General features: G+C 37.9%; 17 protein-coding genes. 11 read left to right on the forward strand and 6 right to left on the reverse strand.

The features are described 5' to 3' along the window. Positions 1 to 158: 158 nt before the first annotated feature. Together ndk and E4T88_RS15245 are read left to right on the forward strand one after the other, a co-directional pair. Positions 159 to 620: a nucleoside-diphosphate kinase gene (ndk, locus tag E4T88_RS15240; RefSeq protein ID WP_135106940.1), complete on the forward strand. Its 462-nt coding sequence runs from the start codon at positions 159 to 161 to the stop codon at positions 618 to 620. A 9-nt stretch (positions 621 to 629) separates the two neighbouring features. Further along, on the forward strand, positions 630 to 1,658 hold the full coding sequence (locus E4T88_RS15245) for a peptidoglycan DD-metalloendopeptidase family protein (protein WP_135106942.1): 1,029 nt from the start codon (positions 630 to 632) through the stop codon (positions 1,656 to 1,658). A gap of 91 nt (positions 1,659 to 1,749) precedes the next feature. Here E4T88_RS15245 and ung read toward each other — a convergent pair whose 3' ends face one another. After that, positions 1,750 to 2,412, reverse strand: coding sequence for a uracil-DNA glycosylase (ung, locus tag E4T88_RS15250; protein WP_135106944.1), 663 nt, complete (start codon positions 2,410 to 2,412; stop codon positions 1,750 to 1,752). Between the two features lie 371 nt (positions 2,413 to 2,783). On the opposite strand from ung, the gene E4T88_RS15255 reads away from it, so the two are divergent. Both E4T88_RS15255 and E4T88_RS15260 read left to right on the forward strand, forming a co-directional pair. Continuing rightward, positions 2,784 to 4,079, forward strand: a complete 1,296-nt coding sequence (locus E4T88_RS15255; protein ID WP_135106946.1) for an MATE family efflux transporter — start codon at positions 2,784 to 2,786, stop codon at positions 4,077 to 4,079. Positions 4,080 to 4,112: 33 nt separating this feature from the next. After that, entirely contained in the window at positions 4,113 to 4,607 is a 495-nt protein-coding gene (locus E4T88_RS15260; RefSeq protein WP_006842069.1) for a flavodoxin, read from the forward strand. A gap of 69 nt (positions 4,608 to 4,676) precedes the next feature. Here the strand turns inward: E4T88_RS15260 and E4T88_RS15265 are convergent, their stop codons facing one another. Then, positions 4,677 to 5,375 carry a YjjG family noncanonical pyrimidine nucleotidase gene (locus tag E4T88_RS15265; protein ID WP_135106948.1) on the reverse strand — a complete coding sequence of 233 codons (699 nt, stop codon included), beginning with the start codon at positions 5,373 to 5,375 and terminating at the stop codon, positions 4,677 to 4,679. Positions 5,376 to 5,474: 99 nt separating this feature from the next. On the opposite strand from E4T88_RS15265, the gene E4T88_RS15270 reads away from it, so the two are divergent. The 3 genes from E4T88_RS15270 (at position 5,475) to proS (ending at position 8,073) form a co-directional block, all read left to right on the forward strand. Beyond that, on the forward strand, positions 5,475 to 6,047 hold the full coding sequence (locus E4T88_RS15270; RefSeq protein ID WP_135106950.1) for a Crp/Fnr family transcriptional regulator: 573 nt from the start codon (positions 5,475 to 5,477) through the stop codon (positions 6,045 to 6,047). A 76-nt stretch (positions 6,048 to 6,123) separates the two neighbouring features. Continuing rightward, entirely contained in the window at positions 6,124 to 6,513 is a 390-nt protein-coding gene (locus tag E4T88_RS15275; RefSeq protein ID WP_135106952.1) for a pyridoxamine 5'-phosphate oxidase family protein, read from the forward strand. A 78-nt stretch (positions 6,514 to 6,591) separates the two neighbouring features. Further along, positions 6,592 to 8,073 carry a proline--tRNA ligase gene (gene proS, locus E4T88_RS15280; RefSeq protein ID WP_135106954.1) on the forward strand — a complete coding sequence of 494 codons (1,482 nt, stop codon included), beginning with the start codon at positions 6,592 to 6,594 and terminating at the stop codon, positions 8,071 to 8,073. A gap of 75 nt (positions 8,074 to 8,148) precedes the next feature. Here proS and E4T88_RS15285 read toward each other — a convergent pair whose 3' ends face one another. Continuing rightward, positions 8,149 to 8,637 carry a DinB family protein gene (locus tag E4T88_RS15285; RefSeq protein WP_135106956.1) on the reverse strand — a complete coding sequence of 163 codons (489 nt, stop codon included), beginning with the start codon at positions 8,635 to 8,637 and terminating at the stop codon, positions 8,149 to 8,151. Positions 8,638 to 8,986: 349 nt separating this feature from the next. On the opposite strand from E4T88_RS15285, the gene E4T88_RS15290 reads away from it, so the two are divergent. Both E4T88_RS15290 and E4T88_RS15295 read left to right on the forward strand, forming a co-directional pair. Continuing rightward, on the forward strand, positions 8,987 to 9,436 hold the full coding sequence (locus tag E4T88_RS15290; protein WP_135106958.1) for a DUF3836 domain-containing protein: 450 nt from the start codon (positions 8,987 to 8,989) through the stop codon (positions 9,434 to 9,436). A 113-nt stretch (positions 9,437 to 9,549) separates the two neighbouring features. After that, entirely contained in the window at positions 9,550 to 10,392 is an 843-nt protein-coding gene (locus tag E4T88_RS15295; protein WP_135106960.1) for a patatin-like phospholipase family protein, read from the forward strand. Here the strand turns inward: E4T88_RS15295 and pepE are convergent, their stop codons facing one another. From pepE to eno, 3 genes are all read right to left on the reverse strand, one after another. Next, a complete protein-coding gene (pepE, locus tag E4T88_RS15300; protein ID WP_135106962.1) occupies positions 10,393 to 11,103 on the reverse strand; it encodes a dipeptidase PepE in 711 nt (236 codons plus the stop codon). Between the two features lie 136 nt (positions 11,104 to 11,239). After that, positions 11,240 to 12,271, reverse strand: coding sequence for an N-acetylmuramoyl-L-alanine amidase family protein (locus tag E4T88_RS15305; protein WP_135106964.1), 1,032 nt, complete (start codon positions 12,269 to 12,271; stop codon positions 11,240 to 11,242). A gap of 212 nt (positions 12,272 to 12,483) precedes the next feature. After that, positions 12,484 to 13,773, reverse strand: a complete 1,290-nt coding sequence (eno, locus tag E4T88_RS15310; RefSeq protein ID WP_006842055.1) for a phosphopyruvate hydratase — start codon at positions 13,771 to 13,773, stop codon at positions 12,484 to 12,486. Positions 13,774 to 14,114: 341 nt separating this feature from the next. On the opposite strand from eno, the gene E4T88_RS15315 reads away from it, so the two are divergent. Continuing rightward, positions 14,115 to 16,940 (forward strand): FAD-binding and (Fe-S)-binding domain-containing protein, encoded by a 2,826-nt coding sequence (locus E4T88_RS15315; protein ID WP_135106966.1) that lies wholly within the window; start codon positions 14,115 to 14,117, stop codon positions 16,938 to 16,940. A gap of 95 nt (positions 16,941 to 17,035) precedes the next feature. Beyond that, on the forward strand, positions 17,036 to 17,503 hold the full coding sequence (locus tag E4T88_RS15320; RefSeq protein WP_135106968.1) for a hypothetical protein: 468 nt from the start codon (positions 17,036 to 17,038) through the stop codon (positions 17,501 to 17,503). Positions 17,504 to 17,512: the final 9 nt, after the last annotated feature.

Raw genomic sequence — 17,512 nt, forward strand, 5'->3', positions numbered from 1 at the left:
TTTTGTTTAGAGAGATTCCAAACAAAATATGTTCTTAAACATAGCGTAAATACTGTTAAAATCTACCTTTTCGCAGGTTACGGGGTTGTTACAAATTGAAATATGTTTTATATTTGGCCTCTATATCTTATAAATTCTATTTATTTTTAAGTACACACATGGAAAAAACCCTCGTTATTCTAAAGCCTTCTTGTGTTCAAAGAGCACTGATAGGAGAGGTTATCTCTCGTTTCGAAAAGAAGGGTTTACGTCTAGCAGGGATGAAAATGGTACAGTTGACTGATGCGATCCTCAGTGAGCATTATTCACACTTAAAAGACAGGCCATTTTTCCAACGTGTAAAAGATTCCATGCAGGTATGTCCGGTTATACTTCAATGTTGGGAAGGGAAGAATGCAACTAAAGTTGTACGCTCCCTGATTGGAGTAACCAATGGCAGGGAAGCTACTCCGGGAACTATTAGAGGAGATTTTTCGGTTAGTTCTCAGGAGAATATTGTGCATGCATCAGATTCGTCCGAATCTGCAAAAATTGAACTAAAACGCTTTTTTAACGACAACGAGATTTTTGATTATAAACAATCCACGCTAGCTAATTTATATGCGGGTGACGAGATTTAATTTATATTTATGACAGGAATAAGCAGTAACATTTTAACAAAAGGCTTCAAGCGAATCAGATTATTGCCTCTAGTGGCAGTATTTTTCATCCCAATGACCGGTTTCGCCCAGAAGAAAATAACAGAAGAAGCCTCACCCGACAGAGTAGAGCTAAAGTACAAGCAACGACACAGCAGACAGACCCCGAATTCCAATCTATATGCAGATGGAATTAAAATAAAAAGAGACCTTTCTATACTTAAAGAAATTCAAGAAGAGCGCATCCTTGGAGAGAATGAAATCCCAGCAGAAGATCTTTACGGAGGTATATGGAATAATCGTTATGTGAACGCATACCGTTCTATAGAGAATATTCCAGATACATTCAAAGTGAGCCTGGCCAATTTCACAATGCCGACCATGGGATATGTTACCTCTAATTTCGGCCCTCGCCGCCGCCGTATGCATTACGGAATAGACCTTAAAGTACAGGTGGGTGATACGATTTACGCAGCTTTCGACGGAAAAGTACGTGTAAAACAATACGAAAGACGTGGATATGGTTACTACTTAGCCTTGCGCCATCCAAATGGATTGGAAACAGTTTACGGACACTTGTCCAGATTCTTAGTAGAAGAAGACCAAGTTGTAAAATCGGGAGACCCGATCGCTTTAGGAGGAAACACAGGACGTTCGACAGGTTCTCACTTACATTTCGAAATCCGCTTTTTAGGCAATCCGATAAATCCTATATACATTGTTGATTTTGATAACAAGGTTTGCCACAAAGACACTTATACAGTAACACCAAACAGCTATAGAAAAAGCAGTAAAGGTGTAGATATAAGAAACCTTGCCTCATCCTCTACTACAAGATCAAGCAATGATGTAAAAAATAAATATGCGACGGGTTCTGTAAAATATCACCGAATATCAAAAGGTGACACACTCGGCAAAATCGCAAGGATGCATGGTACAACAATCAGCAAACTTTGTAAGTTGAACAATATCACATCAAGGGCTACGCTTAGAGCAGGAAAATCATTAAGAGTTTCATAAGCAAATAAATCAAGCATATATAAAAAATGGCGGCAATGTAATTATTGCCGCCATTTTTATTTGATCTTTTTATATCAATATCTGTTATACTCTACCATTCGATTGGTGCAATACCTTTTGATTGCAAATACTTATTCGCCGTGCTGAAATGACTATTGCCAAAAAATCCATTATAAGCCGAAAGAGGTGAAGGATGTACAGACCTTAGCACCAAGTGCTTGTTAGGATCTATAAATGAAGCCTTCTTTTGAGCGTATGCTCCCCAAAGGATAAAGACCAGATTCTCTCTTTTTTCGGCTAACTGATGTATGGCTGCATCGGTAAATGCTTCCCATCCTTTTTTCTGATGCGAGCCCGCCATATGCGCTTGAACAGTCAGTGTAGCGTTGAGCAGCAATACACCCTGATTTGCCCAACGGGTCAGATTACCCGATCGGGGTACAGGAATACCCAAGTCTCGGTTTATCTCCTTAAATATATTCACAAGCGAAGGCGGAGCCGGTATTCCATCTGGTACTGAAAAAGACAACCCATGAGCCTGACCATCGTTATGGTATGGATCTTGTCCCAAAATAACAACTTTTACTTTATCAAACGGAGTATGGTCAAAAGCATTAAAGATAAGTCTCGCCGGAGGAAAGATTTGTTTGGTTTTATATTCTACTCTTACAAAGTCGGTAAGCTTTACGAAATAATCTTTTTCAAACTCATTTTTCAACTGGTCTTTCCAACTTTGTTCTATTTTTACATCCATAGGTACTTAAAACGGTCTTTATAATTATAAATATTCAAGATTGGAGATGCATAAAGATACAACATTTTGAAGATACGAGATGTATTTATTTAACATTTGTACGTTCTTTATAAGAGCACTACCTTTGTACACCTTTAAAGTTCAATATGTTTTGCTCGCAGATTTATCTTATTATAGATGGTTTTGCCAGATTACCTGAAGACCATTGAATTCTCAAAAGCTAGAAAGAGTGACATGATAAAAACAGATGAAAAAGTGTCACTTTTGTCACCTTTTGCATTCTCGAAAAGATTATACAATACTATACTACAGGTAGATACATAGAAAAATAATTAAATAAAAAAAGTGACAAATATATTAGAAAAGTGACAATGAATAGAAGCATATTACAATTAGCGATACCCAACATTATTTCAAACATCACCGTTCCCTTGCTCGGATTGGTAGATATGTATATTGTGGGACATCTCGATTCGGAAGATTATATCGGAGCCATTGCTTTGGGTACAATGCTATTCAATTTTATTTATTGGAGCTTTTCATTTCTTCGCATGGGGACAAGCGGCTTCACAGCACAGGCCTATGGCGCAAAAGATTATAGAGAACAAGCCAATACTCTGCTGAGGTCTCTCTCGGTTGCGATGAGTGCTGGCATTGCAATCGTTCTGCTACAATACTTTATTGCTCTTGCCGGATTTTTTCTACTCAATGCTGACCCTACCGTTAAGGTTTTTGCTCACCAATATTTCTATATATACATCTGGGCTGCACCGGCTGTATTGGGCATGTACACATTCAATGGCTGGTTTATAGGCATGCAGGATGCCAAAACACCGATGTTTATAGCTATCACGGTAAACATTGTAAATATAGTTTTAAGCTTTGCCTTTGTATACGGATTGGGAATGAAGATAGAAGGCGTAGCCCTAGCCTCCGCATGTGCACAGTACACAGGGTTCTTATCATTTATACTCGTCTGGAATATGAAATACGGTTGGTTGAAAAAATACATCGACTTTTCTGTTCTCAAAAACTTACACGCATACGTTCCCTTCTTTAAAGTGAACAGTGATATCTTCATTCGCACAATGGCGCTGATTGCAGTAACAACATTTTTTATGTCTGCATCATCCAAATCGGGAAAAGACATCCTTGCTGTTAATGCCTTGTTGATGCAAATGTTTATCCTCTTCTCGTATATGATGGATGGTTTTGCGTATGCAGCCGAAGCCATGACGGGGAAGTATATCGGAGAAAACAATCGGTTTTTACTAAAACGCTTAGTCAAGCGTCTCTTCGTATGGGGTACTATTATAGCTTTACTGTTTACGCTCATTTATGCCACCGGCATGGATTATATATTGGCATTGATCACTGATAAAAAAAATATATTAGAGTTAAGTAAAAGCTATCAGTCTTGGGTTTTGCTGATCCCTATTGCAGGATTCTCTGCTTTTCTGTGGGATGGGGTCTTTGTTGGGGCTACAGCATCACACCAGATGAGAAATTCTATGCTGATAGCGGTAGGTGCTTTTTTCCTTATATATTTTATGTTTTCCGACGCTTCTGCGAACAATATCCTATGGCTGGCGTTTATAGTGTATCTGGGACTTAGGGGTATCATCCAAAGCTTTATGGCACCCTCTATTTTGAATGATTCCAGATAATTGATAATCAATTAATAAACATCTTAACTAGTTATGAGTAAAATTGCAATAGTTTATGGCTCGTCTACCGGAGCCACAGAAGCGGTAGCGGAAAAAATACAGGCAGCACTCGGCGATGCTACACTTTTTAATGCCGATGGTGTTAGTGTCGACGACTTGCAATCATATGATTTTTTTATTTTAGGTGCATCTACAACAGGTATTGGTGACTTACAGGATGACTGGGAAGCTTTTTTGCCGAAATTTGAGAAAATGGACTTTACAAATAAGAAAGTAGCCATCTTTGGATTAGGCGACAGCGCATCTTTCTCTACCAGCTTTGCCGGAGGTATGTATACGATGTACAAGGCTCTGAAAGGAAAAGTAGAAATCGTAGGCTTCGTTCCAACAGACGGATATACATTCGACGAGTCTGATGCTGTTGTAAACGGGCAATTCGTTGGTCTGGCTTTGGATGAAGATAATGAATACAATGAGACAGAGAAGCGTGTAGCAGACTGGCTAGAAGATTTAAAAAAGTATTTTTAATAAATATATCTTTATTTAGTGATGTATATAAAGAGCCGGTCAGTATCCCCAACCGGCTCTTTACTTTTCCTAAAGTATATTCTTTATTGCTGATAGCTTATCGACAATATAAGTGGGCTGAAAATCTCCGACAGGCTTACCTCCGGGATTATACCAAATCTGATCGATACCACTATTGTATGCGCCGCCGATATCTGTGGATAGATTATCCCCTATCATGATTGTTGTGTCTCTCTCAGCCCCTGCTTCTTTCAGAGCATAATCGAACAAATGCGGATGAGGCTTATTCACCCCTACAGCATCGGAAAGTATCACCTTGTCGAAATAGCCTGTTAGTCCGGCATTATCCATTTTGATATATTGCATCTCGGTAAAGCCATTGGATAGGATATGTATCTTGTATTTCGATTTCAGATAGTCGAGTAAATCGACAGCACCATCGATAAGGTTCTTTTTTTGCATGATCCGCTCTATATAATCATCATTAATAGCAAGAGCCTTTTCTTCCGATATATCTTCTACCAAAGAAAGAGGGGCAATAAAACGTTCTCTTTGCAAAGTGGCTTTCGATATTTTACCTTGCCCATACATCTCCCAGAGCTGACTGACATTGGCATAATATATTGTATAAAAATCATCGAAAGACGGAAAGTAGTTTCCAAAGTTATAATCATCATATAGCTCTACTAAAGTCTGCCGGGTATTCTCTATAGTATCTATAAGCGTATCATCCAAGTCGAGAAGAATATCTGTATATTTTGATTTCATAATTATCTTATATTAGTAGATGGCAAAGATACAAAATATCAATAAGGACAAACTCTGTCTTTTTTATATTACTTTAGAGCCTTTATTAAATAACAAGCGATGTATAGTAAACTGATCAGCCATATTCGCAATTATATTCATTTCGACGAATCTGATATTGAAATATTATCTCAATATATAACCCTCCTTGATCTAAAAAGCAAACAATTTGTATTGGAAGAAGGACAAGTCTGCAAAGCCTACTACTTCATTGAAACAGGCTGCATGCGCATGTTCTTCCACAACGACAAAGGAACGGAGCAAACAATTCAATTTGCGTTGGAGGGTTGGTGGATGACGGATTATATGAGCCTTTCTAACCAAAAAGCGTCCGACTATTATATACAAGCGATAGAAAATTCGAGAGTGCTGGCTATCGGTTTTCACGATTTTCAAAAAATGATTTTAGAGTTGCCCTCTTTAGAACGATATTTCAGGTTAGTCACAGAAAGAGCACTTGCTGCTTCACAGTTTAGAATGAAGCTGCTCTATGAACTTTCGAAAGAAGAAATATATAAACACTTTAAGACATCTTTCCCCGAGTTTGTTCAACGTGTTCCTCAATATATGCTTGCTTCGTTCCTAGGACTTACGCCGGAATACCTGAGTGAGATTAGGAAAAAGAACCCTTAAGGTATTTCTTAAACCAGCTTAAGATTTACCCATCCGATGAATTGTAATTTTATGCCTGAATAAAAAACAGAAAACAATGAATGAATCAAAGAAACTTACAGAGAAATTTCATAAAGTAATCGAAAATGAAGGGGTAGTATCAATCGTATCATGGGGAAAGGAAGAACCGCATATAGCAAACACATGGAACTCATATCTGGAAGTGACAGAAGATGAACGCATTCTCATCCCAGCCTATGGCTTGCGTAAAACACAAAAAAATGTAGAAGTAAACAACAAAGTAAAACTTACATTGGGCAGTAGAAATGTTTTAGGCTATAAAGATTATCAGGGAACAGGCTTTTATATAGAAGGAACGGCGAAATATATTACCTCGGGAAAAGAATATAACTACATGAAAGCAAAATACTCATTTCTGAGCAGGGTATTGGAAGTTACAGTGACTTCTATAAAACAAACCCTGTAAGAAATACAAATCAAATATCATTTAATTAAGGGCTTTTACTAACTTTGTAGCAATTTTGGAAAAACAGAATTCAATAATATGGCAAAAGAACTTAAAGAACTGACACCTCGAAGTCAAGATTACAGTCAGTGGTATCTCGATTTGGTATTAAAAGCAGATTTAGCAGAAAACTCTGCTGTACGCGGATGTATGGTGATAAAGCCATACGGCTATGCGATTTGGGAAAAAATGCAACGTCAATTAGACGATATGTTCAAAGAAACAGGACACATGAATGCTTATTTCCCGCTTTTCATCCCCAAGTCATTTTTGAGTAAAGAGGCTGACCATGTTGAAGGTTTTGCTAAAGAATGTGCTGTTGTAACTCACTACCGTCTAAAAAATGATCCCGACGGAAAAGGAGTAATAGTTGACCCTGATGCAAAATTGGAAGAAGAACTTATTGTTCGTCCAACTTCCGAAACGATTATCTGGAATACGTACCGTAATTGGATACAATCATATAGAGATCTGCCTATCTTGGTTAATCAATGGGCAAATGTTGTACGTTGGGAGATGCGTACCCGTTTATTCCTGCGTACCGCAGAATTCTTGTGGCAAGAAGGGCATACAGCTCATGCCACAAAAGAAGAAGCGGTAGAGGAAGCGGAAAAAATGTTGAACGTGTATGCTCAGTTTGCCGAGGAGTATATGGCTGTGCCTGTAATTAAAGGTGTGAAATCAGCATCTGAACGGTTTGCCGGTGCTGTAGACACATATACAATCGAAGCCATGATGCAGGATGGGAAAGCCCTTCAATCGGGAACATCTCACTTCCTTGGACAGAATTTCGCAAAAGCATTCGATGTGAAATTTGCGGATAAAGAAGGCAAGATGGATTACGTATGGGCTACTTCATGGGGAGTATCTACCCGCCTTATCGGAGCTCTGATAATGGCACACTCGGATGATAACGGACTTGTGCTTCCTCCAAAACTAGCTCCATTCCAAGTTGTTATTGTTCCTATATATAAAGGTGAAGAACAATTAGCCTTAATCAACCAAAAGGTGGATGGCATTGTAAAATCATTGAAAGCCCTTGGCATCAGTGTTAAATATGACAATGCAGACAACAAAAAACCGGGATGGAAATTCTCGGAGTATGAATTGAAAGGAGTTCCTGTACGTTTGGCTATGGGCGCGCGCGATATGGAAAATAACACAGTAGAAGTTGCTCGCCGCGACACGCTGACTAAAGAGACTGTATCATGTGACGGGCTGGATATGTATATCAAGAATCTATTGGATGATATTCAGGCTAACATCTACAAAAAAGCGTTCGATTTCAGAGCTAAGCAGACGATCACTGTAGAGACATACGAAGAGTTTAAAGAGAAGATAGAGGAAGGTGTATTTATTCTTGCTCACTGGGATGGTACGGCTGAAACTGAGGAAAAAGTGAAAGCTGAGACAAAAGCAACAATACGTTGTATCCCTCTTGAAGGAGATAAAACTCCGGGCAAATGTATGGTTACAGGAAAGCCATCTGCTCAACGAGTAATATTCGCGAGAGCTTATTAATTGAGGATAATAATAACTTATAATAGAAGAGGATTTGGGGTTTCCAAATCCTCTCTTTATTTTGAAGAGTATATCTTAAGCATTACTGGCATACAGCTCATGAATCTCATGTATATGCAAGTGCAAGTGAGGGAGATAATTTATAATCATCTCTTTTAGAGAGACTCTATCACCTAGCGCTGTAATCCATTCATTACCGAGCTTATCAGTGTCTACATGTTTGATAATATGCATTATGTGGAGGTTTGAATATTTCCACAATTGAACCAAGTCCTCCCAATTCTCTGTCTGATAATCCTGAATAGCGATCCATCTGTCATTATTTCCCAAGTTAGCATAATCAGGGAAAATCAATGGACTAGGCTGGTTTTGCAAATGAATAATACGATGTATATTATTAGATGCTGAATCTACTAAGTGTCCAAGTATCTGTTTTATATTTCTGTTCTGCTTATTTAGTTTCGTGGTTATCAGTCCTTCTGACAATGATAGTAGAAATTGCTCTTCGGTATTAACGACTTGCCTAACACCATCTATAACCTGATAAAAATCAATTTTTTCCATTTCTTTAATTCATTAAGGATAATAAATAATATTCTATATTATCTGTAAGCAGAAAACGATGTAAAGATAAGTTCTTTCACCTTACTGAAAAGTATTTTATTAATTATATCATAAAAAATATGGCTAAAAAAGAACAGTCTTTCAATCATTAACCTTAATTAACACCAGTAATAAACGACTAATTTACAAACATATATACACAAAACATACTTCTATGCATAACATAGTACTAAAAATAGACTAACTTTTTTGTAACTATTCGATAGTTGACAACGTCATATATATAGAAAGCGCTTTTAAAAACAAAATTTCGATCTATTAACAAGGTAACAATTTAAAAGATACCGACATGAAAGCAATATTTTTAACAACAGTTTTGGCAACGCTATTTTCATTCTCTAATATATATGCAGGAAATTCAAAAGACAAAGTATATAGCAATATTGAAACCACTAAATACGGTTGCACAAAAGAATATACAACAGTAGACGGAACTTCATTAGAAGCTTTGAAGAAAGCTGTATTTGTCTACGATACAAAAAACAATCTGAAGGAAAAAACATATTACAAATGGAGTTCTCAAGGATGGGTTGGAACTTATAAATATGTATATGAATACAATTCGGATGGAAGCAAAGTGGCCAATCTTATCTTCACCAAATGGGATAAAAATATGGCAACATGGTCTACCAAATCGCAGCATCTAATACACGTATATGATGATGCGAGCGGAAAACTATTAACAGTTAAGCAAGTTCAAGTAAACAATAATTCCAGTGGTCTTATTGCTAATAAATAAGCCACATACTTAGAATTACTACTTTTCGAGTTCTGTTCCTTGCGATAAAGAGCAGAACTTTTTTTATTGCAAAAATTGCTACCTTTAGCCCCCAATAAGTATAAAAAACGGAGATGATTAATACATCAGAGATAGGATTGGTACTTGAAGGAGGAGGCATGCGTGGAGTTTTCACCTGTGGAGTTTTGGATTATTTCATGAGTCGAAATATAGAATTTCCTTATGCAATTGGTGTATCTGCCGGAGCGTGTAATGGACTTTCTTTTATCTCTAAGCAACAAGGAAGAGCTAAATATAGCAATATAGACCTTCTGGCTAAGTATAAATATATAGGGCTTAAACACTATATAAAGAAACGCAATATCATGGACTTCGATTTACTGTTCCATGAGTTTCCTGAAAATATTATACCCTACGATTATCAGACTTACTTTTCCTCCCCATCACGGTTTGAAATGGTAACGTCCAATTGCCTTACAGGGCAAGCAGAGTACTTAGAAGAGAAATCGAATAAGGAAAGGGTTATAGATATTGTAAAAGCATCCAGCAGTTTACCTATTATGTGCCCTATAGCGTATGTAGATGATATCCCTATGCTTGATGGAGGCATCTGCGACTCAATCCCTGTTAACAGGGCAATAGATCAGGGTTATAAAAAAAACATAGTAATCCTTACACGCAACAAGGGATACAGAAAAGAAAGCAAGGATATAAAAATACCATCTTTCATTTACCGGAAATATCCGGCTATGCGTGAGGCTTTAAGTAACAGAAATAGTCTTTATAATTCTCAATTGGATTTGATAGAAAAGCTTGAGGAGGAAGGATCTGTATTTGTTATCAGACCACAAAAACCGATCATTGTAGATCGTATAGAAAAAGATATAAACAAACTCACAGCACTCTACGAAGAGGGCTATGAGTGTGGTATGTCTATTGAGAAGATGAACCTTTAATCACTTCTTTAGTAGAAAACTGAAATCATCACCTGTTTTCAATTCTCTTGGTTCTTCTCCATATTTGAATATACGTGCTGTCTTTTTTCCGATAAGTTTCAAGTCATCGCCTTCAAGGTTCAGCATAGAGCCTTCTCGCAGTCCGACAACATATATGTCCTGGTTTTCTGTAATAAATTCCCTGATACGATCTTCACGTGTTTCACCTCCATGATTTTCGGGATGTGTATCGAGATAATGTGGGTTTATTTGAAAAGGGACTAGGTTCGCCACATCAAATCCTTTTGGGTCGATGATCGGCATATCGTTTGTTGTTCGCAATGTAGGACAAGCCACATTTGAACCCGCACTCCACCCTATATATGGAACTCCTTGTTTTGCTCTTTTACGAATAAGCTCTATAATCTTATTATCACGCATCATGCGGACAAGCTTCCATGTATTACCGCCTCCTACTACAATAGCCTCTGCTTCTTCAACTGCCTTTACAGGATCGTCGTAGTGATGAATGCTAACAACACTATGCCCTATTTCTTTGAAACGATCGTTGACTTTCTTCTCATATTCATCGTAGGAAAAAGTAACCGCAGCATAAGGAATAAATAATGCTTTTACAGGTTTTTCACCTAAAAACTCTTTAATGTTATACTTCGGATAGTCTAAATACGCCTCTCCCGGATTTGTTGAATTGCTGATAAGTAATAATCTCATAATGCACTTTTTTGTATTTATACAAATATATTAGTTTTTATGATAACTGACAATGGAGGTTTTCTTCATCTGTTGTATCGTAGAGCTATCAATATTCAAAAGGATAAGAGCTAAAAAACATTAGAATATCTATTCTTTACTTTCCCTTTTTCCAGTTTTCATAGTCTTTGATGAAACCCCTACACATCCAATTAGCCAAAGCCTGCCTGTTATCTGATTGTAAAAAGCGACGCTGGTCGAAACTATTCTGAATATTGCCAAGCTCAGCATAAATACCCACAGGCAGAGTTTTATCAAGAACGTATAAGGTTCGTGTACTTACTGTTCCGGTAAAGCCTCTATCCGGCTGATGCTTGTCATAATGATCACTGAAAGTCTCACGCATTGTATTCGCAAGTTTTTTACCCGCAGTACTATTCTTTGAGTAATAGAAAAATACATCTAATTGCTGTTTCTGACTTCTGCTATCCAAATGGATAAAAACAGATCTTTTATATTTTGCTTTCGAACGCTTACTCAAGCTATTGATTTTATCTGTTCGTTGTTTCAACCGGGCAATCTGGTTCAAAGGGATAGTAGCCCCCATACATGTTTCACGCTTACTGTTCGATAAATAACGGTCATCCCTTATACCATCCTCTGCATCTTGAATAATCATATATACTGAAGCTCCTTCTTCCATCAAGTTGCGTGCAAGCCTAAGCGTTATATCATAAGCGTATTCATCTTCGCAAAGCTCATAACCGTCTACCTCTGCCATTGCTCCGGGGTCGGGTCCTCCGTGCCCACTGGATAAGAAGAAACAAGCACCTTTTAGCTTATCTGATTTAATCGTATATTCCGCATATTTTTCTCCAAAAAGCTTATTCTCCGTTTTTTTACCCATTTGACCAGAATCCGAAACTTCGTTCTCTGTTTTTTTCGTATTATTCTTATCCGTTTCAGGTAATAGATACGAAACATCCTTCAATAGAGAATTTTCTTTACCGAACTTTCCTTTATTCAACTCCAGAAACTTATTAAGATTATCTGTCCCTGTGCGTTTGTTTCTTCTCAGAAAAGCATGTATACCTTCACCATTACGAGGTGTATCTTTTTCACTTTGAGAATAAACGGAGACACTTGATATTATAAGTATTGAAAAGATTATAAGTCGAATATATTTCATATGTCACTAAACTTAGCCGGAACGGCAGTAAGAAATTTTGGAGTTGGTAAAGATACTAAGATTTCGCCAAAGATTCGGTCGAATGAGAATTTTGTTGTAGACGATAGTCTCTATCAAGGAGAGAAAACTAAAATATATAGATACAAAAGAAAGCAAACAAATAAAGGCTATCCCTATCGGAACAGCCTTTATAATATCAAGAAGTTTTCTTCTTATTTTTTACGTTGTACACGTTGCCATCCGTAAACAGCTTTGTCTCCAAGTTCTTCTTCGATACGAAGTAATTGGTTGTATTTAGCCATACGGTCTGAACGGCTCAATGAACCTGTTTTGATTTGTCCTGAGTTAGTTGCAACTGCAATGTCAGCAATTGTAGCATCTTCAGTTTCTCCCGAACGGTGAGAAGTTACACTAGTGTAACCTGCACGGTGAGCCATTTCGATAGCATCCAAAGTTTCAGTAAGTGAACCAATTTGGTTTACTTTGATAAGGATTGAGTTAGCACAACCTGTTTCTATACCTTTTTTCAAGAACTCAACGTTAGTTACAAACAAGTCATCACCTACCAACTGAACTTTATCTCCAAGTTTGTCTGTAAGCAATTTCCATCCGTCCCAGTCATTTTCGCCCATACCATCTTCGATAGAATCGATAGGGTATTTAGCTACTAGGCTTGCAAGGAATTCAACTTGTTCTGCTGATGTACGTTTAGCTCCGTTAGGACCTTCAAATTTAGAATAGTCATAAACACCACCTTTGAAGAATTCAGAAGCAGCACAGTCTAAAGCGATTGTAACATCTTTTCCCGGCTCATATCCTGCAGCTTTAATAGCTTTAAGGATTGATTCAAGAGCATCTTCTGTACCATTCAATGTTGGAGCAAAACCACCTTCGTCACCTACAGCTGTACTAAGACCTCTGTCGTGGAATTCTTTCTTCAAAGCGTGGAATACTTCAGCTCCACAGCGCAAACCTTCTTTGAAAGAAGGAGCACCTACCGGACGAATCATAAACTCTTGGAATGCGATAGGAGCATCAGAGTGAGATCCACCGTTGATGATGTTCATCATCGGTACAGGAAGAGTATAAGTGTTAGTACCGCCAATATAGCGATACAATGGAAGTTCAAGGTAGTTAGCAGCAGCTTTAGCTACAGCAAGCGAAACACCAAGAATAGCATTAGCTCCTAAATTAGATTTAGTCTTTGTTCCGTCAAGGGCAATCATTTTCAAATCGATACCTCTTTGATCAAGAGCAGATTCACCTAAAAGAGCCGGAGCGATAACTTTGTTTACGTTGTCAACAGCTTTCACTACACCTTTACCAAGGTAGCGTTTTTTGTCACCGTCGCGAAGTTCCAAAGCTTCGTTTTCACCAGTTGAAGCACCAGATGGTACTGCAGCACGACCAACCACGCCACATTCCAAAGTTACATCAACTTCAATTGTAGGATTACCTCTTGAATCCAAGATTTCACGTGCGAAAATTTTCTCGATTCTCATTGTTTTTATTTGTTTAAAAATGAATAATGTATTTCGTTTTTTGTTTGTTAAAATTTGAGTAGCAAAATTAGTCTTTTTTCTTGTATTTAATAAATTATAGCAGAGGAAAAATACATCAATTTATGCTTTTTAGCAACTCATATCTCCAAAACTAAAAAGAATAATAAATATACAAAATAAACCTCAGACCTCTAAATAATTCGTTGACCTTTTAGGTTTTTATCACATCTACCCACCATTGAAATAAGTCTAAAACGTACTCCTATTTCAAATATGTTTTATAAATTGCATTGGTTTTCCGAAACCGTTTACCTATACTGATCACTAAAAAGCTAAATACTATGTTACCTGATAATTATCAGCAACTGAAAAAAGAATTATCTAAAACAATTCCGTCGAAACGAATTATTACCAATCCTCTACAACTATTAGCATACGGTACTGATGCAAGTTTTTATCGTCTGATTCCTAAAATAGTAGTACAGGTACATACAGAAGAAGAGGCTGTAGAAGTAATACGTCAGACAGGAAAACTCAATATTCCGGTTACATATCGGGCAGCAGGCACAAGCCTTTCGGGGCAAGCGATAACCGACTCGGTGCTGATGGTAGCAACACACGAATGGCGAAAATATACGATTCTTGATGATGAAGCTTTAAAGATAAAACTACAGCCCGGAATAACAGGAGCAAGAGCAAATATTCACCTACAGCCATTTGGTCGTAAGATAGGTCCCGATCCGGCATCTATCAATGCCGCAATGATCGGGGGTATAGCCGCGAACAATGCGAGCGGAATGTGCTGTGGTACAGATCAGAACTCATACAAAACAATTGCAGATATCCGCATCGTCCTCTATGACGGTACTATCCTGGATACTTCGGATGAAAAAAGTAAATTGGATTTCACTGAAAAACATCCTGAAATTATCCGTGAAATAGAAAAACTTAGAGATAAAATAAAAGCTGACAATACGCTTACAGAGCGTATTAAACAAAAGTATAAAATAAAGAACACGACAGGATATAGCATAAATGCATTAGTAGATTATGAAGATCCTTTCGATATCATTAAGCACCTGATGATTGGTTCGGAGGGGACACTGGCTTTCACCTCCGATATAACCTACCATACGGTTGTTGATGAAAAACATAAAGCTTGTACTCTAATGATCTTTGAAACCATAGAGAAAGCCTGTGAAGTAGTTCCTATGCTCAAAAAGACACCTGTGTCTGCAGTAGAATTACTCGATAGAGACTCTATACGATCTATCGAAGACGATCCGGAAGCTCCTTCGTATTTTCGGACATTACCCGAAACAGCCTGTTTGCTGCTGGTAGAAATACAAGCCAACGAACAACTCGAAATGAATGAAAAAGAGGCTATCATCCGCAAGGCAATTGAACCATATCCCACAATACAACCATATAAATTTACATCTGATCGTAAAGAATATAATTTTAACTGGAAAGCTCGTAAAGGGCTTCTGTCCTCCATTGGAGGCCTACGAAAAACAGGAACAACATGTCTTATAGAAGACGTTGCGTTTCCAATAGATAGACTGGGAGATGCATGTGTGGCTTTAAAAGATTTATTCAAGCGTTTAGGATATACTGATGCCGTGTTATACGGACATGCCCTCGACGGCAACTTCCATATCGTATTCTCTCAGGACTTCAACAGTACAAGCGAGGTACAGAAGTATGCAGATATGATGGACGAACTGGCCGACATTGTTGTCAATAAGTTTGATGGTTCGTTAAAAGCTGAGCATGGGACAGGGCGTAACATGGCTCCTTTTGTAGAAAAAGAATGGGGAGAAGCGGCTTATAAGATCATGCTCAAGATTAAAGATATTTTTGATCCTCATAAACTTATAAATCCGGGTGTAATCATCAACGAGAATCCCAAGATACATCTTGAGAATCTGAAACCTCTTCCTGCAGCAAATGAGATAATAGATAAATGTATGGAATGTGGCTTTTGTGAACCAAACTGTGTTGCTGAAGGGCTAACCTTATCGCCACGCCAACGTATCGTGATTGCTCGAGAGATATCAAGACTAAAAGCATTCGGAGAAGATCCTTCACGATTGAAGCAAATGCTGAATGACGCGAAGTATTATTCAGACGAGACGTGTGCTACAGATGGATTATGTGGCTTGGTTTGTCCTGTAAAAATAGATACTGGCAAATTTATCAAGCATGTCCGACATGAAGAAGCATCGGACACTGCAAAAAAAGTAGCATCTTATATCGGCAACCGCATGGCCGGGACTACCTCGGCAGCAAGAGGAGGACTTAATTTTGTTCACTTCGTCCATTCTATATTAGGCGATACACTGATGGGTGGAATCGCTTCTACGATGAGAACCTTATCTCTAAAAACGATTCCGAAATGGAATAAGGATATGCCTAAGGGAGCGAACAAGATAAAGGATATGGTAATAAATGAAGGACAGGTAAATAAAGTTGTTTATTTCCCTTCGTGTATAAACCGTTCGATGGGCAAATCAAACGGCTATGAAAAGGGCGATGTCGAATTGACAAAAAAGACACAGGAACTTCTACAACGTGCAGGATTTACGATTATTTATCCCGAGGGTATCAATAGCCTTTGTTGTGGGATGGCGTTTAGCAGTAAAGGTCTGAAAGAAGAAGGTGCCCGCAAATCAAAAGAGCTGGAAAATGCATTATTGAAAACTTCTGAAAATGGGAAGTATCCTATTCTATTTGATATGAGTCCATGCTTCTATACTTTCCATGAGGCATACGAGAATAAAAATTTAAAGATATATGACCCAATAGAGTTTATGCTCGACTTTGTGATGCCTAAGCTGGAAATCAAACACCCTCGTAATATAGTGACTATTTTCCCTGTATGCTCAGTGAAAAAGATTGGCATGGAACAAAAGCTATTGCAATTGGCCAAGTTATGCTCCAAAGAGGTTGCCTTTGTGGATACGAATTGTTGCGGTTTTGCCGGCGACAGAGGATTCACATATCCAGAGTTGAATGCTCACGGGCAAAGACACCTCAACGAACAAATCCCTGCCGGATGTAAAGACGGCTACTCTACGAGCCGTACTTGCGAAATCGGGATGAGCGAATACAGCGATATAAACTTCAAGTCTATATTTTATCTGATTGATGAAGTAACGAAATAGAAAGAATAGAGAAAAAACTAAATAGAATCACTCTAAATTAAAAAAAACTTAAAACCTATATGTGTCTATAATTTTCTCATATCTTTGCATTTGATATGAAAAGATTTGCACAAAATTTCATTCTTATAATTGCTGCCGCAACGGTGTTTCTTACCGGTGCGGGGGTTACAATTATAAACTACTGCTGCAATTCATGTAGCGAGCAAACCCTTTTCATGACCGAGCAACATACATGTTGTTCTCTAGAACATCAGAAAGTAGAGCAGAAAGGTGATTGCTGTTCGATGCACAAAGATGTATTACACGATGAATCGTGCGGAGAGACTTCTTTCACTCAGGATATATCTTGCACCACCTCTCGTTTATCTATAGATATTGATGCCTCTTTATTCAGGCCGATAGTATCTGTGCCATTCGTTTGGATATCGGATGTTTCACCAACTATTCCATTGAGTATCCTTACAGATAATTCTTTATATACTCAGGATAATTCTATATTCGAATCTCCACCGGATATTCCACCTCGTGAATACCTGTCACTCATTCGCGTACTTATTATTTGATTTTTGTAA

This window comes from Dysgonomonas mossii (assembly GCF_004569505.1).
GTDB lineage: Bacteria > Bacteroidota > Bacteroidia > Bacteroidales > Dysgonomonadaceae > Dysgonomonas.

Excerpts from the sequence above, each read along its gene's own strand:
- ndk (WP_135106940.1), top strand. The coding sequence starts at position 159 with ATGGAAAAAACCCTCGTTATTCTAAAGCCTTCTTGTGTTCAAAGAGCA.
- E4T88_RS15245 (WP_135106942.1), top strand. The coding sequence starts at position 630 with ATGACAGGAATAAGCAGTAACATTTTAACAAAAGGCTTCAAGCGAATC.
- ung (WP_135106944.1), bottom strand. The coding sequence starts at position 2,412 with ATGGATGTAAAAATAGAACAAAGTTGGAAAGACCAGTTGAAAAATGAG.
- E4T88_RS15255 (WP_135106946.1), top strand. The coding sequence starts at position 2,784 with ATGAATAGAAGCATATTACAATTAGCGATACCCAACATTATTTCAAAC.
- E4T88_RS15260 (WP_006842069.1), top strand. The coding sequence starts at position 4,113 with ATGAGTAAAATTGCAATAGTTTATGGCTCGTCTACCGGAGCCACAGAA.
- E4T88_RS15265 (WP_135106948.1), bottom strand. The coding sequence starts at position 5,375 with ATGAAATCAAAATATACAGATATTCTTCTCGACTTGGATGATACGCTT.
- E4T88_RS15270 (WP_135106950.1), top strand. The coding sequence starts at position 5,475 with ATGTATAGTAAACTGATCAGCCATATTCGCAATTATATTCATTTCGAC.
- E4T88_RS15275 (WP_135106952.1), top strand. The coding sequence starts at position 6,124 with ATGAATGAATCAAAGAAACTTACAGAGAAATTTCATAAAGTAATCGAA.
- proS (WP_135106954.1), top strand. The coding sequence starts at position 6,592 with ATGGCAAAAGAACTTAAAGAACTGACACCTCGAAGTCAAGATTACAGT.
- E4T88_RS15285 (WP_135106956.1), bottom strand. The coding sequence starts at position 8,637 with ATGGAAAAAATTGATTTTTATCAGGTTATAGATGGTGTTAGGCAAGTC.
- E4T88_RS15290 (WP_135106958.1), top strand. The coding sequence starts at position 8,987 with ATGAAAGCAATATTTTTAACAACAGTTTTGGCAACGCTATTTTCATTC.
- E4T88_RS15295 (WP_135106960.1), top strand. The coding sequence starts at position 9,550 with ATGATTAATACATCAGAGATAGGATTGGTACTTGAAGGAGGAGGCATG.
- pepE (WP_135106962.1), bottom strand. The coding sequence starts at position 11,103 with ATGAGATTATTACTTATCAGCAATTCAACAAATCCGGGAGAGGCGTAT.
- E4T88_RS15305 (WP_135106964.1), bottom strand. The coding sequence starts at position 12,271 with ATGAAATATATTCGACTTATAATCTTTTCAATACTTATAATATCAAGT.
- eno (WP_006842055.1), bottom strand. The coding sequence starts at position 13,773 with ATGAGAATCGAGAAAATTTTCGCACGTGAAATCTTGGATTCAAGAGGT.
- E4T88_RS15315 (WP_135106966.1), top strand. The coding sequence starts at position 14,115 with ATGTTACCTGATAATTATCAGCAACTGAAAAAAGAATTATCTAAAACA.
- E4T88_RS15320 (WP_135106968.1), top strand. The coding sequence starts at position 17,036 with ATGAAAAGATTTGCACAAAATTTCATTCTTATAATTGCTGCCGCAACG.